General features: G+C 75.5%; 18 protein-coding genes. 9 read left to right on the top strand and 9 right to left on the bottom strand.

Annotated elements, in window-relative coordinates:
• Positions 1 to 290 precede the first annotated feature (290 nt).
• Positions 291 to 593 carry a YciI family protein gene (locus CNX65_RS03740; protein ID WP_096491513.1) on the bottom strand — a complete coding sequence of 101 codons (303 nt, stop codon included), beginning with the start codon at positions 591 to 593 and terminating at the stop codon, positions 291 to 293.
• Between the two features lie 199 nt (positions 594 to 792).
• On the opposite strand from CNX65_RS03740, the gene trpS reads away from it, so the two are divergent.
• Positions 793 to 1788 carry a tryptophan--tRNA ligase gene (gene trpS / locus CNX65_RS03735; RefSeq protein WP_096491512.1) on the top strand — a complete coding sequence of 332 codons (996 nt, stop codon included), beginning with the start codon at positions 793 to 795 and terminating at the stop codon, positions 1786 to 1788.
• 86 nt (positions 1789 to 1874) lie between these two features.
• Here trpS and CNX65_RS36670 read toward each other — a convergent pair whose 3' ends face one another.
• The 3 genes from CNX65_RS36670 to CNX65_RS03720 all read right to left on the bottom strand — a co-directional run bounded on the left by CNX65_RS36670 (position 1875) and on the right by CNX65_RS03720 (position 4768).
• Complete coding sequence (locus CNX65_RS36670; protein ID WP_232519689.1) at positions 1875 to 2678, bottom strand: (deoxy)nucleoside triphosphate pyrophosphohydrolase; 804 nt, start codon at positions 2676 to 2678, stop codon at positions 1875 to 1877.
• A gap of 90 nt (positions 2679 to 2768) precedes the next feature.
• Positions 2769 to 4052, bottom strand: a complete 1284-nt coding sequence (locus CNX65_RS03725; protein WP_096491511.1) for a sensor histidine kinase — start codon at positions 4050 to 4052, stop codon at positions 2769 to 2771.
• Complete coding sequence (locus CNX65_RS03720; protein WP_096497596.1) at positions 4049 to 4768, bottom strand: response regulator transcription factor; 720 nt, start codon at positions 4766 to 4768, stop codon at positions 4049 to 4051. Before CNX65_RS03720 ends, CNX65_RS03725 begins: the two co-directional genes overlap by 4 nt.
• A gap of 154 nt (positions 4769 to 4922) precedes the next feature.
• Here CNX65_RS03720 and CNX65_RS03715 point away from each other — a divergent pair, with 154 nt between their 5' ends.
• The 4 genes from CNX65_RS03715 to CNX65_RS03700 all read left to right on the top strand — a co-directional run bounded on the left by CNX65_RS03715 (position 4923) and on the right by CNX65_RS03700 (position 11210).
• Positions 4923 to 6125: a LolA family protein gene (locus tag CNX65_RS03715; RefSeq protein ID WP_096491510.1), complete on the top strand. Its 1203-nt coding sequence runs from the start codon at positions 4923 to 4925 to the stop codon at positions 6123 to 6125.
• A 35-nt stretch (positions 6126 to 6160) separates the two neighbouring features.
• A complete protein-coding gene (locus CNX65_RS03710) occupies positions 6161 to 7150 on the top strand; it encodes an ABC transporter ATP-binding protein (protein WP_177154511.1) in 990 nt (329 codons plus the stop codon).
• Between the two features lie 416 nt (positions 7151 to 7566).
• Positions 7567 to 10347, top strand: a complete 2781-nt coding sequence (locus CNX65_RS03705) for a hypothetical protein (RefSeq protein WP_096491508.1) — start codon at positions 7567 to 7569, stop codon at positions 10345 to 10347.
• Positions 10344 to 11210: an ABC transporter permease subunit gene (locus tag CNX65_RS03700; RefSeq protein ID WP_096491507.1), complete on the top strand. Its 867-nt coding sequence runs from the start codon at positions 10344 to 10346 to the stop codon at positions 11208 to 11210. Before CNX65_RS03705 ends, CNX65_RS03700 begins: the two co-directional genes overlap by 4 nt.
• 45 nt (positions 11211 to 11255) lie before the next feature.
• Here CNX65_RS03700 and CNX65_RS03695 read toward each other — a convergent pair whose 3' ends face one another.
• The 3 genes from CNX65_RS03695 to CNX65_RS03685 form a co-directional block, all read right to left on the bottom strand.
• The gene (locus CNX65_RS03695; protein ID WP_096491506.1) at positions 11256 to 12239 is read right to left on the bottom strand and encodes an ABC transporter ATP-binding protein; all 984 of its coding nucleotides are present in this window, start codon (positions 12237 to 12239) and stop codon (positions 11256 to 11258) included.
• Positions 12239 to 13786 carry an ABC transporter permease gene (locus CNX65_RS03690; RefSeq protein ID WP_096497595.1) on the bottom strand — a complete coding sequence of 516 codons (1548 nt, stop codon included), beginning with the start codon at positions 13784 to 13786 and terminating at the stop codon, positions 12239 to 12241. Before CNX65_RS03690 ends, CNX65_RS03695 begins: the two co-directional genes overlap by 1 nt.
• 257 nt (positions 13787 to 14043) lie before the next feature.
• Entirely contained in the window at positions 14044 to 15078 is a 1035-nt protein-coding gene (locus CNX65_RS03685) for a thiamine ABC transporter substrate-binding protein (RefSeq protein WP_096491505.1), read from the bottom strand.
• 135 nt (positions 15079 to 15213) lie between these two features.
• Between CNX65_RS03685 and CNX65_RS03680 the strand changes: the two genes are divergently transcribed.
• Positions 15214 to 15507: a 4a-hydroxytetrahydrobiopterin dehydratase gene (locus CNX65_RS03680; RefSeq protein ID WP_096491504.1), complete on the top strand. Its 294-nt coding sequence runs from the start codon at positions 15214 to 15216 to the stop codon at positions 15505 to 15507.
• Here CNX65_RS03680 and CNX65_RS03675 read toward each other — a convergent pair.
• Positions 15463 to 16659, bottom strand: a complete 1197-nt coding sequence (locus CNX65_RS03675) for a mannosyltransferase (RefSeq protein WP_096491503.1) — start codon at positions 16657 to 16659, stop codon at positions 15463 to 15465. The genes CNX65_RS03680 and CNX65_RS03675 overlap by 45 nt on opposite strands.
• Positions 16660 to 17292: 633 nt before the next feature.
• On the opposite strand from CNX65_RS03675, the gene CNX65_RS03670 reads away from it, so the two are divergent.
• Complete coding sequence (locus CNX65_RS03670; RefSeq protein ID WP_096491502.1) at positions 17293 to 17973, top strand: DUF4232 domain-containing protein; 681 nt, start codon at positions 17293 to 17295, stop codon at positions 17971 to 17973.
• Between the two features lie 127 nt (positions 17974 to 18100).
• Here CNX65_RS03670 and ychF read toward each other — a convergent pair whose 3' ends face one another.
• Positions 18101 to 19180 carry a redox-regulated ATPase YchF gene (gene ychF, locus CNX65_RS03665; RefSeq protein WP_096497593.1) on the bottom strand — a complete coding sequence of 360 codons (1080 nt, stop codon included), beginning with the start codon at positions 19178 to 19180 and terminating at the stop codon, positions 18101 to 18103.
• Positions 19181 to 19258: 78 nt separating this feature from the next.
• On the opposite strand from ychF, the gene CNX65_RS03660 reads away from it, so the two are divergent.
• Together CNX65_RS03660 and CNX65_RS03655 are read left to right on the top strand one after the other, a co-directional pair.
• Positions 19259 to 20584: an AlkA N-terminal domain-containing protein gene (locus CNX65_RS03660; protein WP_096497594.1), complete on the top strand. Its 1326-nt coding sequence runs from the start codon at positions 19259 to 19261 to the stop codon at positions 20582 to 20584.
• Positions 20581 to 21075 carry a methylated-DNA--[protein]-cysteine S-methyltransferase gene (locus CNX65_RS03655; RefSeq protein ID WP_096491501.1) on the top strand — a complete coding sequence of 165 codons (495 nt, stop codon included), beginning with the start codon at positions 20581 to 20583 and terminating at the stop codon, positions 21073 to 21075. Before CNX65_RS03660 ends, CNX65_RS03655 begins: the two co-directional genes overlap by 4 nt.
• Positions 21076 to 21093: the final 18 nt, after the last annotated feature.

The raw sequence follows: 21093 nt of genomic DNA, 5'->3' as shown, positions 1-21093 counted from the left end.
GGCCGGGCCGCGCGGAATCGGGTCGCGCGGAATCGGGGCACGGCGGTCGGTCGCGCATTCGGCCGATCGGGGTGTCCTCGGGAAAGAACGGGGAGAAAGCGAATTTCGCTCTGCTTTTTCCGCTCCGGTCGCGCTGGCGGGGCGGGGGTCGTGCGGGACGTCGCTCGGGTCGGCGCGCGCGGGTGTCGCGCGCGGGGCGTCGTCGTCCGGCGGCGTGGGCCGCGGTCGCAGCCGGCGTCGCACCGCCCGGTGTCCCCTCCACCGGGCGGTGGAGGACGACGGTCACGCGATCAGGTGGTCAGGGTGGCTTCGTTGACCCTGAGCAGCTCAGGGGCCGTGCGCGTGGCCTGGAACTCCACCACCTCGTGGCGGACCAGGTGCCGGATGGCGAGGGGGTCGGTGGCCAGCAGGGCGTCCAGCTGCCCCCGGCGCATGGGGCGGGCGAGTATGACGTCGCCGTCGCGCGGGACCTGCCTGCCGGAGGCGAGGAAGTGCCCGGCCTGGTACTGCCTGGCCAGCCACTCGCCGTGTTCGGGGAGGGAGCAGTCGACTACGTCCAGCGGTTTGGTGTACCGCAGCAGCACGATGTACATGCCCCGAAATGTAGACCTGTTCCCCACGGGTAAAACACGTTATGATCCCCGCTATGCGCGCTCTTTACCACTTCTGGTGGACCACCTCGCGGTGGCCCGCTTAACTGTGCGCGTTCAGTGACCACAGGCCGCCCGCCGGGGCGGCCTTCGTGTTCTTCGGGGGGGTTCCGCTCGGGCGGGCCCGTTTCCGGAGGAACCAGTGACCAGGCTTTCCGCGATCACCCCGTCGGGCCACGTGCAGCTCGGCAACCACCTCGGCGCCGTGCGGCGCTGGGCGCGCGAGGGGACCGCCGACGACCTGTGCTTCATCAGCGACCTGCACGCCATGACCACCCCGCACAACCCGTCCAGGCTCCGGTCGCTGACCGCGGAGCAGCTGGCGGTCGCGGTGGCGGCGGGCGTCGACCCGGCCAGCGTGTTCGTGCAGTCCGACCTGGTGCGCGAGCTGGGGGCGCTGACCTGGGTGCTGGAGTGCGCGTGCAGCTACGGCGAGGCGGCGCGGATGATCCAGTTCAAGGAGAAGTCGACCGGCCGCGACTCGGTGCGGCTGAGCCTGCTGACGTACCCGGTGCTGATGGCGGCGGACATCCTGCTGCAGGGGGCCGACGAGGTGCCGGTGGGCGAGGACCAGGCGCAGCACGTGGAGCTGGCGCGGGTGCTCGCGCGGCGGTTCAACGGCACGTACGGCGAGGTGTTCGTGGTGCCCAGCGCGGTCGTGCCGAGGACGGCGGCGCGGGTCAGGGACCTGGCCGACCCGAGCCGGAAGATGGCGAAGTCGGCGGTGGACGCGGCCGGGACGGTCTTCGTCCTCGACCCGCCGGACCTGGTGCGGCGCAAGATCCGGCGGGCGGTGACGGACCGGGTGGGTGTCGTCAGGCACGACCCGGAGGGGCAGCCGGGGGTGTCGAACCTGCTGGAGATCACGGCGGCGTGCACCGGGGAGGACGTCCAGGAGCTGGCGGCGGGGATCTCGTCGTACGCGGAGCTGAAGGAGACCGCGGCTGAGGCGGTGGTGGAGGAGCTGCGCGGGGTGCGCGAGCGGGCGCTGGCGCTGCTGGAGGACGTGGCGGAGCTGGACCGGGTGCGCGCGGAGGGCGCGGAGCGGGCGCGGGAGCGCTCGCGGCACCGGCTGGACGCGGCGCTGCGGATGTCCGGGTTGGGCACGTCCGGGTCGCGGATGTCCGGGCTGGGCTGAAGAGCGCGGTCCCCGCCCCGCGCGACCGCCGGGGGGTGGTCGCGCGGGGCGGGGACCGCCGTCGCCGCGGGGGGCGGGCGCGCCGGTCAGGTCAGCAGGGCGCGCAGGGCCGGGATCAGGGCCCGGTCGGCGGGGAGCCAGTCGAGGGCGTCCAGGTCGGTCGGGGCGATCCAGCGCAGGGCGCGGTGCTCGACCGCGGTCGGCTCGGGGCTGCCGGGGGCGAGCTCGGCGGTGTGCACGCGCAGGAGCAGGTCCGGCTTCAGCGGCACGTCCGGGCCGACGGGGTCGCCGACCGCGACGTCCGCGCCCAGCTCCTCGCGGCACTCGCGGGCCAGCGCGGCGCGGTCGTCCTCGCCGGGGTCGACCCGGCCGCCGGGCAGCTCCCAGCGGCCCTCGGCGTCCGCCGGGAACGCCCGCTGCTGCACCAGGAGGCGGCCCCCGCGCGTGATCGCCGCCCCGACCACCACCCTCGCCCCGGCCAGCTCCCCGACCCGCCGGACCAGGCGCTCCGAGCGGGCCCGGAGCAGCCGCAGCGCCAGCGCCCGCCCGAGCACGACGTCGAACACCCGCGCCAGCGGCCCACCGGGCGCGGTCCACTCGACCCGGTCCACGACCAGCGTGCCGCCGCCGGTGCGCACCAGGTCCGTGGTCAGCGCCAAGCCCCGCCCCGACAGGGTGACACCGGTCAGGTCGGCCCTGGTCGCGGTGAGCTTGAGCAGGACCGGCCCGCGCGTGCCGGTGACCCGGCCGCCCTCGACCAGCAGCTTCCCCGCGCGCAGCTCGACGCCCGCCGCGCGGGCCGCCTCCACCAGCGGCGCGGTGTCCAGCAGCGCCCCCGCCACGGCGGGCACGCCCGCGTCCACCAGCGTCGTCCCCAGGATCTCCGGCACGGCCGCAGAACCTAGCGGACTCCCCCGACCACCGGCCTCACCGGCGGCCGGGCCACCGCGCCCGCCGCGCCCGCCGCGCCCGCGGCGTCCTCACCGGTACACCGGCCACCGCACCTCCACCCGCGCCCCGCCCTCCGGCGACTCCGCCGCCCGCACCGCCCCCCGCCGCGCCAGCACCAGGTGCGCCACCAGCGCCAACCCCAGCCCGAACCCGCCGCTGGCCCGCCCCCGGTCGCTCTCCACCCGGTAGAACCGCTCGAACACCCGCCCCCGGTGCTCCTCGGGAATCCCGTGCCCGTCGTCGTCCACGACCACCCGCACCTCGCGCCCGGCGGGCAGCACCGACACCCGGATCTGGTTCTGCGCGTACCGGACCGCGTTGCGCAGCAGGTTGTCCAGCACCAGCTCCACCTCCGGCCCGGCCGCCCACACCAGGCACGCGCCCATCGGCGCGGTCACCAGCACGACCGGCTCCACCTCCCCCAGCCGGTCGACCGCGGCCTGCGCCTGGAGCACCAGGTCGACCGGTTCCGGTCTCGGCAGCTCGCCGGAGTCCGCGCGCGCCAGGATCAGCAGGGCGTCCACCAGCGCGGACATCCGCTGCGACTCCTCCACCACCGACTCCAGGACCTCCAGCGAGAAGTCCGGGTCCGGGTGCGCGACCGCCACCTCGGCCTGCGCCCGCACCGACGTCACCGGCGAGCGCAGCTCGTGCGCGGCGTCGCCGGTGAACCGCCGCAGCCGGTCGCTGGCCTCGTCCCGCCTGGCCAGCAGCGCGTTCAGGGCGACCGCCAGCTCCCGCAGCTCGTCGCGCGCGTCGGGCAGCGGCAGCCGCCGCCCGTGCGGCAGCTCCCCGGCCGCGACCCGCATCCGCTCGACCGGCCGCAGCGACGTGCGCACCGCCAGCCAGGTCGCCACCCCCACCAGCAGCGCGACGGCGACCGCGGCGAGCGCCAGCCAGCGGGTGCCGAGCCGGTTGGCCTCGGCGTACCCGACCAGCACGTCCCCGGTCACCCGCAGCCGGGGCGTGCCGTCGTCGGTGAACTCGACCCGCCCGACCCAGCGGTGCGCGCTGTCGCCGTCCAGCCGCAGCACGGACTCGCCCGCGCGCAGCTGCCGGACGTCGGCGGAGGTCAGGTCGAGCGGCGGCCCGCCGTCCACGGGCGCGCCCGCGACGTCGAGCAGCCTGGTCACGCCCGCCCGCTCCAGCTCCCGGTCGACCGCGCCGACCTGGACGCGCCCGATGAGCAGCGGCGCGAACAGGGTGAACGCCAGCAGGCACAGCAGCGCGGCCCCGGTGGCGACGACGGTGATCCGGAACCTGAGGGTGCGCCGCAGCCACCACCGCTCCCACCACCACAGGTCGGGGTTCACCTGCGCTTGACCGCCGGACCGAGCGAGGCGTCCAGGTCGCCCGCGGACGCCAGGTAGCCGTGTCCGCGCACGGTGCGCACGACCTCGCCCGCGCCGACCGCCTCCAGCTTGCGCCGCAGGTACCCGACGTACACCTCGACCGCGTTGCGGGTGGCGGCCTGCTCGTCGCCCCACACGGTGCGCAGCAGCTCGTCCTTGGTGACGACGGACCCGGCGCGCCCGGCCAGCACGTCCAGCACCGCGTACTCGCGCGGCGACAGCGGCACCGGCGTGCCCGCCCAGCTGACCTCGCGCACCGCCCGGTCCACGACCAGCTCGCCCAGCCGCAGCCTGCGCCTGGCCAGCTCGGCGGACCCGCGCCGCAGCAGCGCCCTGACCTGCGCGACCAGCACCACGAACGAGAACGGCTTGACCAGGTACCCGTCCGCGCCCAGGTCGAGCCCGTCGGCCTGGTCGACCTCGCCGTCCTTGGCCGACACCATCAGCACCGGCGTGCGCACCCCCTCGGCGCGCATCCGCTGGAGCACCCGGTACCCGGACAGCCCCGGCAGCATGATGTCCAGCAGGACCACGTCGAACGCCCCGGTCAGGGCCGCGCGCAGCGCCGTGTCGCCGTCGGCGGCGCTGACCACCTCCATGCCCTCGGCGGCCAGCCCGCGCTCAAGGGCGCGGCGAACGCCCACCTCGTCGTCGACTACCAGCACCCGTGGCCTCACCGGCACAGCATGGCCCGCGCGGGGGACAATCGGCACGCGAACCCCGGCGGGCTCTCAGCGGCCTCTCAGGGTCTCAGCACGGTCTCAGCGTCACCGGAGCATCGTGGGCGCTGTCGGTGGGCAACCCCGTCCGCCGACGTCACGAGGAGGGGACATGAACCGGAGAAGGACGACCGTGGCGGTCGCGGCGGCGGGGGTGGCGGCGGGCGTCGTCGGCCTCGGCGTGCTGGCCATGCCCGCGGGCGCGGGTCCGGCGCCGGTCCTGCCCGAGGTCGGGGCCCAGGAGCTCGTCGAGTCCGTGCTGACCGCGAAGCCCGCGGCGTTCGGCGGCTCGATCCAGGTGGACAACAACCTGGGCATCCCGGTGCTGGCGGGCGCGCCGCAGCTGTCGGACGGCGAGAGCAAGGCGCGCATGTGGACCGACGGGCAGGGCCGCACCAGGGTCCAGCTGCCCAGCGGCAACTCGGAGCGGACCCTCGTCAACGACGGCTCCACGCTGTGGATGTGGAACTCCGCCGACCAGAAGGTCGTCAAGCACTCGGCGGACGAGCGGCCCGCCGAGCGGAAGGTGGCGGACCCGGTGAGCGCGGCCCGCGAGGTCGTGACCGCCGTCCAGCAGTACAGCGACGTGTCCGTCGACGGCACGGCGCGGGTGGCGAACCGGTCCGCGTACGAGCTGGTGCTCGCGCCGAAGCCGGACGAGCGGACCGTGCTGCGCGAGGTGCGGGTCGCGGTGGACTCGGAGCTGCGCGTGCCGCTGCGGGTGTCGGTGCTGACCAACGGCACCGCCGAGCCCGCCGCGCAGATCGGGTTCACCGACTTCGAGGCCGGTGCGCAGGACGCCTCGCTGTTCTCGTTCACGCCGCCCGCCAACGCGGAGGTCGTGGAGGGGAAGGCGAAGGACGAGGGCGCGAAGCGCGGCCCGGACTCCGAGCAGGCCGAGAAGCTCGCCCAGGAGTCGGGCCTGAAGACGGTCGGCGAGGGCTGGGACGCCGTGCTGGTGGCCAAGGCCTCCCCGGACGTGCTGGGGCAGCTGGGCCAGGCCCGCGACGGCCGGTTCGGCAAGCGGGTCGACGGGGTCGAGGGCCGGTCGGACAGCCGTCCGCCGTGGGCCCGCGGTTCCGAGGACTCGACCGGGTCCGGTTCCGAGGGCTCGGCGGACCAGGGCAGGCGCGGTCAGGGCCTGGACCCGCAGAAGCTGCTGTCGCAGCTGGGCAAGAAGGTCAGCGGCGACTGGGGCAGCGGCACGCTGATCAGCACCAGGGTCGGGTCGGCGCTGATCGCCGACGACGGCCGGGTCGCGCTGGGCGCGGTGCCCGAGCAGGTGCTCGTCGAGGCGATCGGCCAGGTGAAGTGACCGGTTCGGACGTCTCCGCTCCGGCGGGCGAGCGGGTGGGGTCGGCGCGCGGCGCCGGCTCCACCCCGGTCCTCGCCGCCAGGACGCGGGGGCTGCGCAAGGTGTACGGGCGCACGGTCGCGGTGGACCGGGTGGACCTGGAGGTGCCCGAGGGCGCGGTGCTGGGGGTGCTCGGGCCGAACGGGTCGGGCAAGACCACCACCATCCGGATGCTGCTCGGCCTGGTGCGGCCGACCGAGGGCGAGGTGGAGCTGCTCGGCGAGGACATGCCGGACGGCGCGGCCCGCGCCCTGCCGCACGTGGGCGCGCTCGTGGAGGGGCCGGGGTTCCACCCGTTCCTGTCCGGGCGGGAGAACCTGGTGCGGGCGGCGGCGTTCGAGCCGCTGCTGGAGACGCGGGCGATCCGGCGGGCCGTGGAGGACGCGCTGGAGCGGGTCGGGCTCGCGGGCGCCGCGCACCGCCGGTACCGGGGGTACTCGCTGGGCATGAAGCAGCGCCTCGGCCTTGCGGGCGCGCTGCTGGTGCCGCGCAAGCTGGTCGTGCTCGACGAGCCCACGAACGGGCTCGACCCGGCGGGCACCCGCGAGGTGCGGAAGGTGATCGCGGACCTGCACGCGTCGGGCAGCACCGTCGTGGTGTCCTCGCACCTGCTGAGCGAGATCGAGGCGACCTGCACGCACGCCGCCGTGCTGCACCGGGGGACCGTCGTGGCGCAGGGCGAGCTGGCCGACCTGCTCCAGTCGGAGAGCAACGCGCTGCTGGTGTCGACCCCTGACGTTGACGAGGCGCTGAACGCCCTGCGAGCTGCGCGGATATCGGCCCGGCAGTGGACCGGCGGGGTGCGAGTGGAATTGATCTCCACGACAGCGCCGGAGGTTTTGCGCACACTGGTGCAGGCTGGTGTTCCGGTGCACGAGGCGCTCAGGCAGCGCACGGGGCTGGAAGACCTGTTCGCCCGGCTGACCGAGGCGGGCGACGCCGAGCACATGTCGGCGGTCGACACGATAGAAGAGGGGTCCCGATGACGGTGCGCACGCCAGGACCGAGGCACTCCAGGCCGGAGTCCGAGCACGCGCAGGCAGACGGCGGTCCGAGGCACTCCCGGACCGAGCACGAGCCCGCGGCGCACCCGGCGCCCGCGCACCCCGAGGGCGCGTCGCGCCCGGTGACGGGGGCGCCGCGCCATTCGAGGGACGAGCACGAGCACGAGCGGGGTGGGGAGGGTGGCGGGGTCGGGTCGGGTGGCGCTGGGAGCGTTGCGGCGGCTGGGGGTTCCGCTTCCGACGGGGGCGCGCCCTGGGAGTCCGGGACGGGGGAATCCGCGCTGGGGCAGTCCGGGCCTGGGCAGTCGGGGTCGGGGCAGTCCGGGTCGGGCGGGTCCGGGTGGGACGCGTCGCGCTGGGACGGTCCGGGGCCCGCGGGTTCCGGTTCGGACGCCGCGGTGCGGAGCATCCTGGAGGTCCTGCGCAAGCGCGGCGCGGCGGAGCCGGGCGCGCCCGAGGACGCCTCCAGCGCGGTCCGGACCGGGTCGGACGGGGCGGAGTTGTCCGGCGCGGAGTTGTCCGGCGCGGACCTGTCCGGGGCGGACCTGGGCGCCGCGCAGCCGGTCGACCCGGAGCTGATCGGCGCGGTCCCCGAGTGGGCCAAGGGGGAGCACCCGGCGGGACCGAGCCTGTCGACGCCGGAGCAGCGCGCCAGGATCGGCGCGGGCTGGCCGCAGCGCTTCGACGCCGCCCCGTCGCGGCACGCGAAGCCCGCGGGCGAGGCCGAGACCGCGCAGCTGGAGGCGATCGGCCGCAGCGGCGAGAAGCCCGTCAGGGGCAAGCGCGCGAAGCGCCTCGCCGCGGGCCACCGGGTGCTGCCGAACCCGACGCCGGTCGGCCTGGACGAGACCACCCGGCTGACCGCCGTGACCGACGACGCGCAGGCCGGACCGGGCGCGACCACGCCGTCGAGCGCCCCCGGCACGCGGTTCGCCCCGGAGACGCCCCCCGCGCTGAGCTCCGCCCTCGGCACCCCCTCGGCGCTGACCGCTCCCCCGGAGCTGGACGCCTCGGTCACCCAGGTGCTGCCCACGGTGCCCGCCGAGCCGGACGCGTCCGTCACGCAGGTCGTGCCCACCACCCTCCCGCCCGGCAAGCCCGCGCCCGGCAAGCCCACGTCCACCACGCCGGTGCCCGGCGCCGCTGCGCCCGGCAAGCCCGAGCACGGCACCATCCCGCCCGGCGCTCCCGCGCCTGGCACTCCCGCGCACGGCGCTCCCGCGCACGGCAAGCCCGTGTCGCCCCCCAACTCCTCCGCGCGCCTGAAGCCGACGGCGCCCACCAAGCCCGGCGCGCCCGCCAGGCCCGCTGCCCAGTCCGCGCCCGCCCCCGGAGCGCGCGAGCAGTCGCCCAGCCGCCAGGCTTCCCGTCCCGGCACCGGTTTCCACCAGCCCGTGACCACGACCGCCAGCGGCTACTACCCGCCCGTCACCGCCTCGGGCGCGGGGAGCCTGCCGACCGCGACGCCGTCCACCGTCGTGCCCTCGGCCGTGGTGTCGGCCGCCGTGGTGTCGGCCGCAGTCGCGACGCAGGCAGCCGACGCGCCCGCCGCGACGCCCGCGGCACCTGCCCCCGAACCCGCTTCCCCCGCGACGACCCAGGTCATCAGCACGTCCGCGCCGCTGGCGCCCGCCGCACCGGCCGCGAGGCGCGTGTCCCGCGCGCCCATGGCCCCGTCCGCGCCCCCCACCGCCCCTGTGCCACCCGCCGCCGTGCCACCCGCCGCCGCGCCGCCCGCGCCGCAGGCGAGCGGCTTCCACCGGCCCGTCGCCCCCGCAGGCGGCAACCGGCCCACCACTCCCCCCGGCACCGGTTTCCACCAGCCGGTCGGCCCGGCCCCGGCGGGCAACCCGCCGTCCGCGAGCGGCTACTACCTGCCCGTCACCACCTCGGCCAGCGGCTTCTACCCACCGGTCGCGCCGAGCCCGAACGGCAGCACCCCGCCCGTCCCCCGCCCCGCAGGCAGCCACACCCCGCTGATCGCCACCCCCGCGAGCCGGAAGACCCCGCCGGGCGCCGTCCTCGCAGGCGGCAAGACCCCTCCGGGCGCCGTTCCTGCCGCCGGCCAGACCCCGCCCGCCACCGGCCACACCCCACCGGTCGCCACCCCCGCCACCGGCCAGGCCCCGCAGGCCGGTCCCTCGGCGAGCGGCTTCCACTCACCCGCCACCACCTCCGCCAGCGGCCACTACCCGCCCGTCACGCCGTCCGCCAGCGGCTACTACGCGCCCGTCACCACCTCGGCCAGCGGTTACTACCCGCCGGTGTCCCCGTCCGCGAGCGGCTACTACCCGCCCGTCGCACCCGGCAGCGCTCCCGCGCCGGTCGGCGGTGCGCCGGAGAAGCCGTTGCCGGTGCGGCGCAAGGGTGCGAGCGGGCACGGTTCCGGGAAGCGGGGCAAGCGGTCCGAGGGCGCCTCCGCCGACGAGGCGGCCCGGTCGTCCGAGTCGCTCGGGTCGCGCATCGGCCTGCGCCGACGTCGCGCCGAGCAGGACCCGGTCGAGGAGCGCCCCACCACCACGCGCGGCGACGAGCAGCGGATCGGCGAGCAGCGGGCCTCGGGCCCCGCCGCCGGGTCCAGCGCCGAGCCCAGCGCCCAGACCACCCCGCAGGCCGAGCCGGGCGGCATCGCGCTCACCCCCTCGGCCCTCTCCGACGCCGCCCCGACCCCCGACACCGGGGCCGACGCGGGCGCGCCGACCACCGGGGCAGGCTCCACCCACGACCGCGAGCCCGGTCGCGGCAAGCGGGCCAAGCACCGCCCGCAGCGCCACCTCGCGCTCGTCCCCGAACCCCCGGCGACCGGACCGCAGCCGGTGCTGCGCCTCCCGTCCGAGACCGACCAGGCCGCCGAACCCCGGCCGTCCCGCGCGGACCGCCCGGAACCCCCGGCCCAGGAGCCGGACCAGACCGAGCGCTCCAGCGCCAAGCACGCGAGCACCGGGCGCGCGGACGCCAAGCACTCAGGCGCCACGCACTCAGGCGCCACGCCCACCAGCACCGACCCCGCAGGCACCACCGCCCCCACCAGCGCCACCCCCACCCCCGCCAAGCCCCCGCCCAGCGCGCGGGCGAAGACCCGGTCGCGGGCCGAGCGGGTGGCCGCGATGAACGCGCGGGACCGCGCCGACGAGGGCGGCGGCCCCGACCACGAAGAACCCGAGGAGACCCCGCGATGACGGTTGCCCAGGCGACCCCCGCCGTTCCGGGCCGCGCCGCGGCCCGCACCAGCGCACCGCTCGGCAGGCAGCTGCTGTCCGAGCTGCGCTGGATCATCCGCCGCCCCCGCACGCTGTTCGGGCTCGGCGCGCTCGCGCTGATCCCGGTCGTCGCGGGCGTCGGCCTGTGGTTCGCCGCCGACGGCCCCGGCCCGGCGGGCGCGGGCATCGCCGCGATCATCTCCGGCAACGGCCTGGTGCTGCCGGTGTTCGTGCTGCTGATGACGCTGCCCGTGCTGCTGCCGCTGGTCGGCGCGATCTGGGCGGCGGACGGCATCGCGGGCGAGGCGCAGCACGGCACGCTGCGCGGGCTGCTGCTGTCCCCGGTGGGTCGGCTGCGGCTGCTGGGGATCAAGGCGTTCGGGGTCGCGGTGATGTCGCTGCTGTCGGTCACCGTGATCGCCGTGGTGGGCGCGGTCGTCGGGGCGGTGCTGTTCGGCGGTCAGGGGATGCTGACGCTGTCCGGCTCGTCGCTGCCGCTCGGCCCGGCGCTGGGGCGCATCGCGCTGGTGGTGCTGCTGGTGTCGGTGCAGGTGTGGGCGGTGGCGGCGGTCGCGCTGGCGGTGTCGACGACGACCGAGCACCCGCTGGTCGTGATGGCGACGACGCTGGCCGGGCTGATCGTGTTCGGGCTGCTGATGGTGTTCGACTCGCTGTCCTGGCTGCACCCGTACCTGCTGTCGTACAGCTGGACCGGCCTGGCCGACGTGATCCGCGACCCGCTGCCGACCGGGCAGCTGTGGGAGAGCACCGCGCTGGCCGGGTGCTACATCCTGATCGGGCTGTCGCTGGCCGCGATGCGCCTGGTCACCAAGGACCACTAGCGAGCCGCGGGGGAACGGCGGGCCCGACGCGGGCCCGCCCCCGGATCAGCCCGTCGCGGAGCCGATGACCGCGACCCCGTCCTGGTCGACCGCCAGCCGCACCCGGTCCCCCGGCTCCCAGGTCCCGACCACCGGGCCGACCGCGTCGAACTCGTCGTCCCCGATCCGCACCAGCAGGCGCACGTGGTCCCTCCGGTGCACGCGCCCGAGCACGACAGCGTCCAGCGCGCCGTCCGGGACCACCCGCAGCGCCGCCTCCCGCAGCCCGACCCGCGCGCGCACCCCGACCAGCCGCTCCGCCGCCTCCGGTGCGAGCACCACCCCGCAGCCGAGGAACCGCGCCGTCTCCACGTCCACCGGTTCCCGCCACACCTGCGCGGGCGGCCCGGTCTGCCGCAGCCTCCCGGCGCGCATGACCGCGACCCGGTCGGCCAGGGTGAACGCCTCGTCGTGGTCGTGCGTGACCACGAGCGCCGTCGCGCCGGTCTCCCGCAGCAACCGCGCCAGGTCGAGCGCCAACTGCTCGCGCAGCGACCGGTCCAGCGCGGACAGCGGCTCGTCCAGCAGCAGCAGCCTCGGGTCGGGGGCGAGGGCGCGGGCCAGCGCCACGCGCTGCTGCTCGCCGCCGGACAGCTCGGTGACCCGCCGCCGCTGGTAGCCGCCGAGCCCGACCAGCTCCAGCAGCTCCGCGACCCGCTCGTCCCGCTCGCCGCGCGCGGCCCCGCGCATCCGCAGGCCGAACGCGACGTTCCCGGCGACGTCCCGGTGCGGGAACAGCTGCCCGTCCTGGAACACCAGCCCGAACCCCCTGCGGTGCACGGGCGTGCCCGCCAGGTCGGCCCCGTCCCAGGTGACCGCGCCCGCGCTGACCCGCTCCAGGCCGGCCACCGCGCGCAGCAGCGTGGACTTGCCGCACCCGGACGGCCCGAGCAGCGCGACGACCTCGCCGCCCGCCACCTCCAGGTCCACCCCGGACACCGCCTCGACGTCGCCGTAGCGCACGCCGACCCCGTTGAGCCGCAACGACATCAGAACTCCCCGCTGCCGGGCGCCCTGAGCCGCTCGACGAGCAGCACGGTCACCGCGGTCACCACCATGAGCAGCGCGCACGCCGCGTAGGCCATCTGGCTGTTGAGCTCGCCGGGCCGCGACATCAGCCGGGCGATCACCACCGGCAGGGTCGGCGCGTCGGGCCTGGCCAGGAAGCTGGTCGCCCCGAACTCGCCGAGCGCCACCACGTACCCGAACCCGGCGGCGGCCACGAGCGAGCGGGCCGCCAGCGGCAGGTCGACCTCGCGCCACACCCGCCACGGGCTCGCGCCGAGCGAGGCGGCGGCCTGCCGCAGCCGCTCGTCGACCGCGCGCAGCACCGGCAGCACCATGCGCACCACCAGCGGCGTCACCACGAGCGCCTGGGCCAGCGGCACCAGCGCGGGCGAGGTGCGCAGGTCGCCGGGCAGGGCGTCCATGGTGATCAGGTAGCCGAAGCCGACGGTCACGGCGGACACGCCGAGCGGCAGCATGAGCGCGGTGTCGAGCGCTTCGGCCAGCCACGAGCCGGAGCGGCGCAGGCCGACCAGCACGACCGCCGACAGGACGCCGACGAGCAGCGCGAGCAGGGTGGCGTCGGTGGCCGCGCGCAGGGAGTTCAGCGCCGCGTCCACGCCGGTGACGGAGAGGGTGCCGCGCTCGCCGGTGCCCGCGAGGGCGCGGTAGCCGTCGAGGCTCCAGCCGTCGCGGGTGGACACCGAGCGGGCCAGCAGCGCCACCACCGGCACGAGCAGCACCAGCACGACCAGCCACGCGGCGGCCACCACGCCCCACTCGCCGCCCTGCGGCCTGCGGGGCGGTTCGGCGCGCAGGGCGAGCCCGGCCTCGCGGCGGCGGCGGGCCAGCGCGCCCAGCACCAGCACGGCGACGACGGCGGCGAACTGGACCAGCGACAGCGCGGCGGCGCCGGGCAGGTCGAACAGCTCGACGGTGCGCAGGTAGATCTCGGTCTCCAGGGTGCGGTGGCGGGCCCCGCCGAGCACCAGGACGACGCCGAAGCTGGTGGCGCAGAACAGGAACACCACGGACGCGGCCGAGCCGACGGCGGGCGCCAGCGCGGGCAGCACGACGGAGGTGAACGCGCGCAGCCGGGACGCGCCGAGCGCGCGGGCGGCGTCCTCGGCGCGCCGGTCGAGCCGCGCCCACAGGCCGCCGACGGTGCGGGCGACGACGGCGACGTTGAAGAAGGCATTGGCGAGCACGATCGGCAGCACGCCGCCGTCCGGCCAGAGCGCGCGGAACGCCAGGCCGACGACGACGGTGGGCAGCACGAACGGCACCATCACCGCGGCCCGCACCACACCGGCGCCCGCGACCCGCGCGCGGGCGAGCAGGAACGCGACGGGCATCCCGGCGAGCAGCGCGAGCGCGGTGGCGGCGGCGGCCTGGCCGAGGGTGAAGGCGACCAGGTCGAGCGCGGTGGTGTCGGCGAGCGCGGCGAGCACGCCGCCCTCGCGCAGCCCGAGGCCGACGATGGCGGCGACGGGCCAGGCGAAGAAGACCCCGAGGAACGCGAGCGGCAGCAACCCCGCCAGGGCCCAGCCGAGGGCGGCCCTGCGGTTGACGGGGCGGCGGGTGGCGGGGCGGCGGGTGGCGGGGCGGCGGGTGGCGGGGCGGCGGGTGGCGGGGCGGTGCGGCGCGGGACCGGTCACCTCGGCGCCGGTCACGTCGGCGCCGGTGACAGCGGGGCCGGTGACAGCGGGGCCGGTGACAGCGGGACCGGTGACAGCGGGGCCGGTCACCCCGCCGCCACCACTACCGCCGCTACCGCCGCGTTCCTCCGTCAGCCCTGGACGAGGGTGCGCCACTGCTGGACCCACTGCTCGCGCCCGGCGTCCACCTGGTCGGCGGGCAGGGTGCGGGAGTTCGCGGGCAGGGGCGCGGCCTTGGCCCACGCCTCGGGCAGCGGGGTGTCCTCGCGGCTGGGGTAGACGTACATCTGCTCGGGCACCTGGGCCTGGAAGTCGGCGCCGAGGAGGAAGTCGACGACCTTCTTCGCGTCCTCGGGGTTCTTGGCGTTCTCCAGGACGCCCGCGTACTCGACCTGCCGGTAGCAGGTGTCGAGGAGGGCCTTGGTGCGCGGCGCGCCGTCGTCGCCGATCTCCGCCGAGGGCGAGGAGGCGTAGGAGACCACGATCGGGCGCGGGCCCTTGCCCGCCGAGCCGGAGAAGTCCTGGTTGTAGGCCTCCTCCCAGCCGCTGACGACCTTGACGCCGTTGGCCTTGAGCTGGCCCCAGTAGTTGGTCCAGTTCTCCTCGCCGAAGGTGGCGATGGTGTTCAGCAGGAACGCCAGGCCCGGCGAGGAGGTGGCCGGGTCCTCGACGACGAGCATGTCGCGGTACTTCGGGTCGGCCAGGTCGGCGAGCTTCTGCGGTTCGCCCACGTCCTTGAGGGCGGCGACGTCGACGTTGAGGCAGACGTCGCCGACGTCGACGGCGTGCAGGCGGTTCGCGGGTTCGAGCCGGTAGCGCTGCGCGCCCTTGTCGCCCTCCGGCGAGGTGTGCTCGGCGAACACGCTCTCCTTGAGGGCGCGGGAGGCGAACGTCGAGTCGACGCCGAACGCGACGTCGCCGATGGGGTTGGCCTTGGTGAGGACCAGCTTGTTGGTCAGCTCCCCGGCGTCGCCGCTGGCCAGCGGCTTGATCGTGATGCCGGTGTCGGACTTGAACTCGTCGAGCAGGGCCTGGTCGACGGCGAACGAGTCGTGGGTGACCAGGGTGACCACGCGCTCGCCGGGCGCGGCGGGCTGGTTGCCCGCGACGGAGCAGGCGGCCAGCAGCACGACCAGCGGAGCGGCGGACAGGGCACGTCGGAGCATCATCTCTCCCTACACCGGCATGACCCGGATCAGGTGTGGACGGTCGAAGGCTGGCGTGCCTTCCTCTCAGCCCGGCGCACTACCGGACTCCCGTGGTGCCGAGCAGCTTACGTCACCCGGTGGAATGATTCGCGCATGGCCGAGCTGCTGACCGACGACCAGCTGACCGCGGAGCTGGCGGACCTGCCGGAGTGGACCGCGCAGGGGGTGTCGCTGGTGCGCGCGGCGGACCTGCCGTCGTTCCGGGCGGCGATCGACGTGGTGGACCGCGTGGCGGACGTCGCCGAGCGCATGGACCACCACCCGGACGTGGACATCCGCTGGCGCAAGCTGGTGTTCCGCTGCTCCACGCACTCGGCGGGCGGGATCACGGCGCTGGACGTGTCACTGGCGCACGAGATCGACCGGGCGCTCGACGCGCCGGCGTGAGCGCAGCTCCACCACCACCGCGACCAGCGTCAGCACCCCGGCGGCCGGGTAGACCCAGCCCAGGGCGGACAGGTGCCACGGGCGCGGGATGATCCAGATCGACTCCTGGGCCATCAGCAGGAACGAGATCAGGTAGCTGCCCACCGCCACCAGCCACACCCACGCGGCGGCCGTGGCGAGGCGGTGGGTGGCCCGGTAGGTCAGCCACAGCAGCGCGGGCACCATCCACACCCAGTGGTGGCTCCACGAGATCGGCGACACGAGCAGGCCCAGGAACTGGGTGCTCACGACGGCCGCGAGGCTGTCGTTGGCGCGCACGGACTCCAGCAGCGCCCACAGGGCCAGCGCGGCGGCCAGGGCGGCGGCGACCAGGAAGACCGGACCGGTCTCCACGTCGTGCCCGACCGTGCGGGAGAGGGCGCCGCGCAGGGACTGGTTGATCGCCGAGCCGACCGGGCCGACGCGGGTGGCGTCGCCGAGGAGCTCGAACCAGAACTGGTGCGACTGGCTCGCGGAGATCGCGTAGCCGAGGCCGACCGTGCCCGCGAACGCGGCGAACGACCACAGCGCGGCGGTCCAGCGGCGGGTGGCCAGGAAGTACAGGCCGGTGATCGCCGGGGTGAGCTTGACGCCCGCTGCGACGCCGGTGCCCAGGCCCGCCACCCACGGGCGGGCGCTGACCATGGTGCCGATGAGCAGCGCGGCCAGGACGAGGTTGATCTGGCCGTAGTTCAGCGTGGTGCGGACGGGCTCGACCCAGATCAGCAGGCCGGTCCACAGCAGGACGCGGCGCGGGTTCGCGCCACCCGCCAGCTCCAGCGAGGTGCGGGTGAGGTACCAGAGGCAGGCCAGGGACAGCAGCTGCCAGAACCAGCGGGCCACGCCCCACGGCACCCAGGACAGCGGGACGAACACGAGCGCCGAGAACGGCGGGTAGGTGAACGGCAGCGCGAACTGGTCGGAGAACTCCTTGAGGCGCCACTGGTACAGCTCGCCGGTGAACAGCTCGGGCGCGGCGTTCCGGTAGACCATCAGGTCGACCATGGTCATCTTGGTCTGGAGGGCGACCATCAGCAGGTGCCCCAGCAGGGAGAGCCCGAACAGCCAGGGCGCGAGGGGCAGCACGCGCGCTTCCAGGGTGCGCAGGTTCACCGAGGATCCTCCACGATCGTGTGAGTTTCATGACTGCCGGGGCAACGTTCCGGGTACCCGTGCGTCAAGACCTGTGGGAGATCAACCGCAACAAGGGGAATTCGCATGACCGCCGACATCTTCGTGTTCACCGTGGCCGCCTTCGGGATGCTGGCGACCGCCGGTGGTGTGCTGGCGATGGCCAGGCACAGCCGCAAGCAGGTTCGCTGACCCGACGCGGGGCCTCCGGGGGGAGGCCCGCGGTCGAGGAGCGCGTCGGGGCCCCGTGGTGAACGCGACCACGGGGCCCCGTCATGCCGGGGGTCCGTCGCGGCGGACGGGGCATGGCGGACCTCGGGTTCCTGCTCGGTCTGGTTCACGCCCGGAGCGGGCTCTCGGCGGGGCGGGCGAGGCGGAGCCTACCTGGGCGGCGGTCACGGGGTGTGGTCGTCGGGTGGGGCGGGCGCACTCCCGCGCGCGGTCGAATTTTCCGCGAATCAATGTTTGGGAATTGAATTCGCGGTCAGGACGGGCAGCGCAAAATCAGGTTGCCCTACTGTGATCTGTTTCACAACAAAACATCCCCATTGGGGACTCGAACATCTCTACTCGCGCAAGGGGAAAACAGCGAAGAGTGAATCGAGGGGATTGAGAATGCGCACGAACACCAAGCGGGTCGTCCGCGGCGCCACCACCGTCGCCGCGCTGGCCGCGTTCGGCGCGCTGTCCGCCTGCTCGCCCGGCCAGACCACCGGGGCCGCCTCCTCCGCGCCCGCCACCGCCTCCTCAGCCACCCCGGCCGCCGATTCCTCCCCCGCGCCGCAGGGCGGAGCGGGTGGCACCAGGGTCTCCGGCGGCGCCGACGCGCTGAGGTCCAACGGCGCCGAGCCCGCGAGCGGCGAGGAGCTGTGCGCCACCGCCGAGGCCGGGATCGGCACCGACTTCCCGCACCGGGGCGGCTCGCCCGACCAGAAGGCCCTGCAGCTGCTCTTCCGCAACGACACCGCGACCCGCTGCACGCTCCAGGGCTTCCCCGGCGTGCAGTTCCGGAAGGGCAGCGGCGAGACCTGGGACCTGGTCCGCAACGACGACCCGATCAAGCCCGTCAGCCTCGCGCCCGGTGAGAGCACCAACGCGCAGCTCGTCTTCCTGGGCTCGGACGGCGCCGAGGGCACCTCGCACTGGACGCCCGACACGATCCTGGTGACCCCGCCGAACACCACCGACACCCAGAGCTTCCCGTGGCAGTTCGGCACCCTCGTGCGCCAGGACGGCGCGACGCGCCCCGGCACCCGCATCGGCGGCGTGGGCGTCGTCGACGTCGGCAACAGGTGAGCAGGCCGGGCTGAAACGGGAAAACGCCGGGAAGCTGCACAGCTTCCCGGCGTTCCCATTCCCGAGGAACAAGAGCCCCGGTTTCCCGAGAGGGATTTCGACGCGCCCCGGAGGGCTGCGGAAGTCCTCAGACGTTGAACCGGAACTCGACCACGTCCCCGTCGGCCATCACGTACTCCTTGCCCTCCATGCGGACCTTGCCCGCCGCCTTCGCGGCAGCCATCGAGCCGGTCTCCACGAGGTCCGCGAACGACACGACCTCGGCCTTGATGAACCCGCGCTCGAAGTCCGTGTGGATCACGCCCGCGGCCTGCGGGGCGGTCGCGCCCTGGGGGATAGTCCAGGCGCGCGCCTCCTTCGGGCCCGCCGTCAGGTAGGTCTGCAGGCCCAGGGTGTGGAAGCCCGCGCGGGCCAGCGCGTGCAGGCCCGGCTCGTGCTGGCCGATCGACTCCAGCAGCTCGCGCGCCGACTCCTCGTCCAGCTCCAGCAGCTCGGCCTCGACCTTGGCGTCGAGGAACACCGCGTCGGCGGGCGCGACCAGCTCGCGCAGCTCCTTCACCCTCGCCTCGTTCGTGAGCACGCCCTCGTCGGCGTTGAACACGTACAGGAACGGCTTGGTGGTGAGCAGGCTCAGCTCGCGCAGCAGCTCGCCGTCGACCTCGGCCTGCGCGGAGAACAGGGTGCGCCCGGCGTCGAGGATCTCGCGGGCCTTCTGCGCGGCCTCCAGCGCGGGGCGGCGGTCCTTCTGGGTCCGCGCCTCCTTCTCCAACCTGGGGATGGCCTTCTCCAGGGTCTGGAGGTCGGCCAGCACCAGCTCGGTGTTGATCGTCTCGATGTCCGCGACCGGGTCGACGCGGTCGTCGACGTGGATCACGTCCGAGTCGTCGAACACGCGGACGACCTGGCAGATCGCGTTGGCCTCGCGGATGTTCGCGAGGAACTTGTTGCCGAGGCCCGCGCCTTCGGAGGCGCCCTTGACGATGCCCGCGATGTCGACGAACGACACCACGGCGGGCACCTCGCGCTCGGAGCCGAAGACCTCCGCCAGCTTGCCCAGCCTGGCATCCGGCAACGGCACCACGCCGACGTTCGGCTCGATCGTGGCGAACGGGTAGTTCGCCGCGAGCACGTCGTTGCGCGTGAGGGCGTTGAACAGGGTGGACTTGCCGACGTTGGGCAGGCCGACGATACCGAGGGTCAAACTCACGGGGCGTGAGTCTACGCGCAGCGCCCCCGCGTCCGATTCCCGCGAGAGGTGCGGCGCGGGCTGCGGCACAGTGGGTGCGTGCTCCTCGACGCCGAACGCGCCTACCGGGCGGTGGCCTCCCGCGACGCCCGCTTCGACGGGTGCTTCATCACCGCCGTGCGCACCACGCGCATCTACTGCCGCCCGTCCTGCCCCGCGACCACGCCCAAGCGGCGCAACGTCGAGTTCTACCCGACCGCCGCCGCGGCCCAGTCCGCCGGTTACCGGGCGTGCCGCAGGTGCCTGCCGGACGCCGTTCCGGGGTCGCCCGAGTGGAACCTGCGGGCGGACCTGGCGGCGCGCGCCGTGCGGCTCATCGGGGACGGGGTCGTGGAGCGCGACGGCGTGCCGGGGTTGGCCGCGCGGCTCGGCTACTCGGAGCGGCACCTCTCGCGGGTGCTGTCCGTCGAGCTGGGCGCCGGGCCGCTGGCGCTCGCGCGGGCGCACCGGGCGCACTCGGCGCGGCTGCTGATCGAGACCACCGACCTGGCGTTCGCGGACGTGGCGTTCGCGGCCGGGTTCGCGTCGGTGCGGCAGTTCAACGACACGATCCGGGCGGTGTTCGCGGCCACGCCCTCACGGCTGCGCGAGGCGCGCAGGACCTCGGGGGCGGCCGGGCGGATCGAGCTGCGGCTGCCCTACCGGCCGCCGTTCGACGCCGCCGGGCTGCTGGCGTTCTTCCGCGCCGAGGCGGTGCCCGGTGTGGAGGAGGTCGACGGCGGGACCTACCGGCGCTCGCTCCGGCTGCCGCACGGCCCGGCCACCGTCGCGCTCACCCCCCGTGACGGGCACGTGCTGTGCTCCCTCCGGCTGGGCGACCTGCGGGACCTGGGGACGGCGGTGAGCCGGGTGCGGCGGCTGCTCGACCTGGACGCCGACCCGCAGGCCGTGGACGCGGTGCTCGGGGCCGACCCGGCGCTGCGCGGGCTGGTCGCGGCCCGACCGGGGGCGCGGGTGCCGGGCAGCGTGGACGGGGCTGAGACGCTGCTGCGGGAGCTGGGGCACCGGGAGGCGGGGGAGGCGCTGGAGCACCCGGACGGGGCGGTGACCCACCTGTACCCGGCGGCCGTGGACACCCCGGTCGGGCGGGCGCTGGCCAGCGGGGAGCTGGTGGTGGACGTGGGTCGGGACCCGGACGGGCTGCTGGCCGAGCTGACCGCGTTCCCCGGCGTCGGCGAGGCGGTCGCGCGGCGGGTCGTCGCGCGGGTGCTGGGGGCGCCGGACGTGCCGCTGGTGGCGGGCGGGGCCGCGTGGCGGCCGTGGCGCTCCTACGCGGCCGTGCACCTGGGCGCGCTGGGTCCGCGCGAGCGGGATGGCCTGACCGGGCGAAGTGACTCGAACGAGCGAAGCAGGAGGACAGCGTGACCGCGTTCACGTCCACCGTGGACACCCCCATCGGCCCGTTCACCGCCGTGGTGGCGGGTGACGGCGCGGTGCTGGCGAGCGGCTGGACCGCGTCGCTGGACGAGCTGATGCCGCAGGTGTCGGCGTCGTTGAAGCCGGAGGAGATCAAGGAGCGGCGGGACCTCGGGGAGGTGACGAGGGCGGTGCGGGCCTACCACTCGGGTGAGCTGGGCGCGGTCGCCGAGGTGCCGGTGCGGCAGCGCGCCGGGGCGTTCACGGAGCAGGCGTGGGACGCGCTGCGGCTCGTCCCGGCCGGGCAGCCGGTGAGCTACGCGCGGTACGCGGAGCTGGCCGGGCGACCGGCGGCGGTGCGGGCGGCGGCCACGGCGTGCGCGAGGAACGCGGCGGCGCTGTTCGTGCCGTGCCACCGGGTGGTGCGCACGGGCGGGGCGATCGGGAACTTCCGGTGGGGCGTGGACGCGAAGCGCTGGCTGCTGGCGCACGAGGGGTGAGGCGCGGGCGGGGGCCCG

This window comes from Actinosynnema pretiosum (genome assembly GCF_002354875.1).
Lineage (GTDB): Bacteria > Actinomycetota > Actinomycetes > Mycobacteriales > Pseudonocardiaceae > Actinosynnema > Actinosynnema auranticum.
This window is presented reverse-complemented; position numbering and strand designations above follow the sequence as displayed.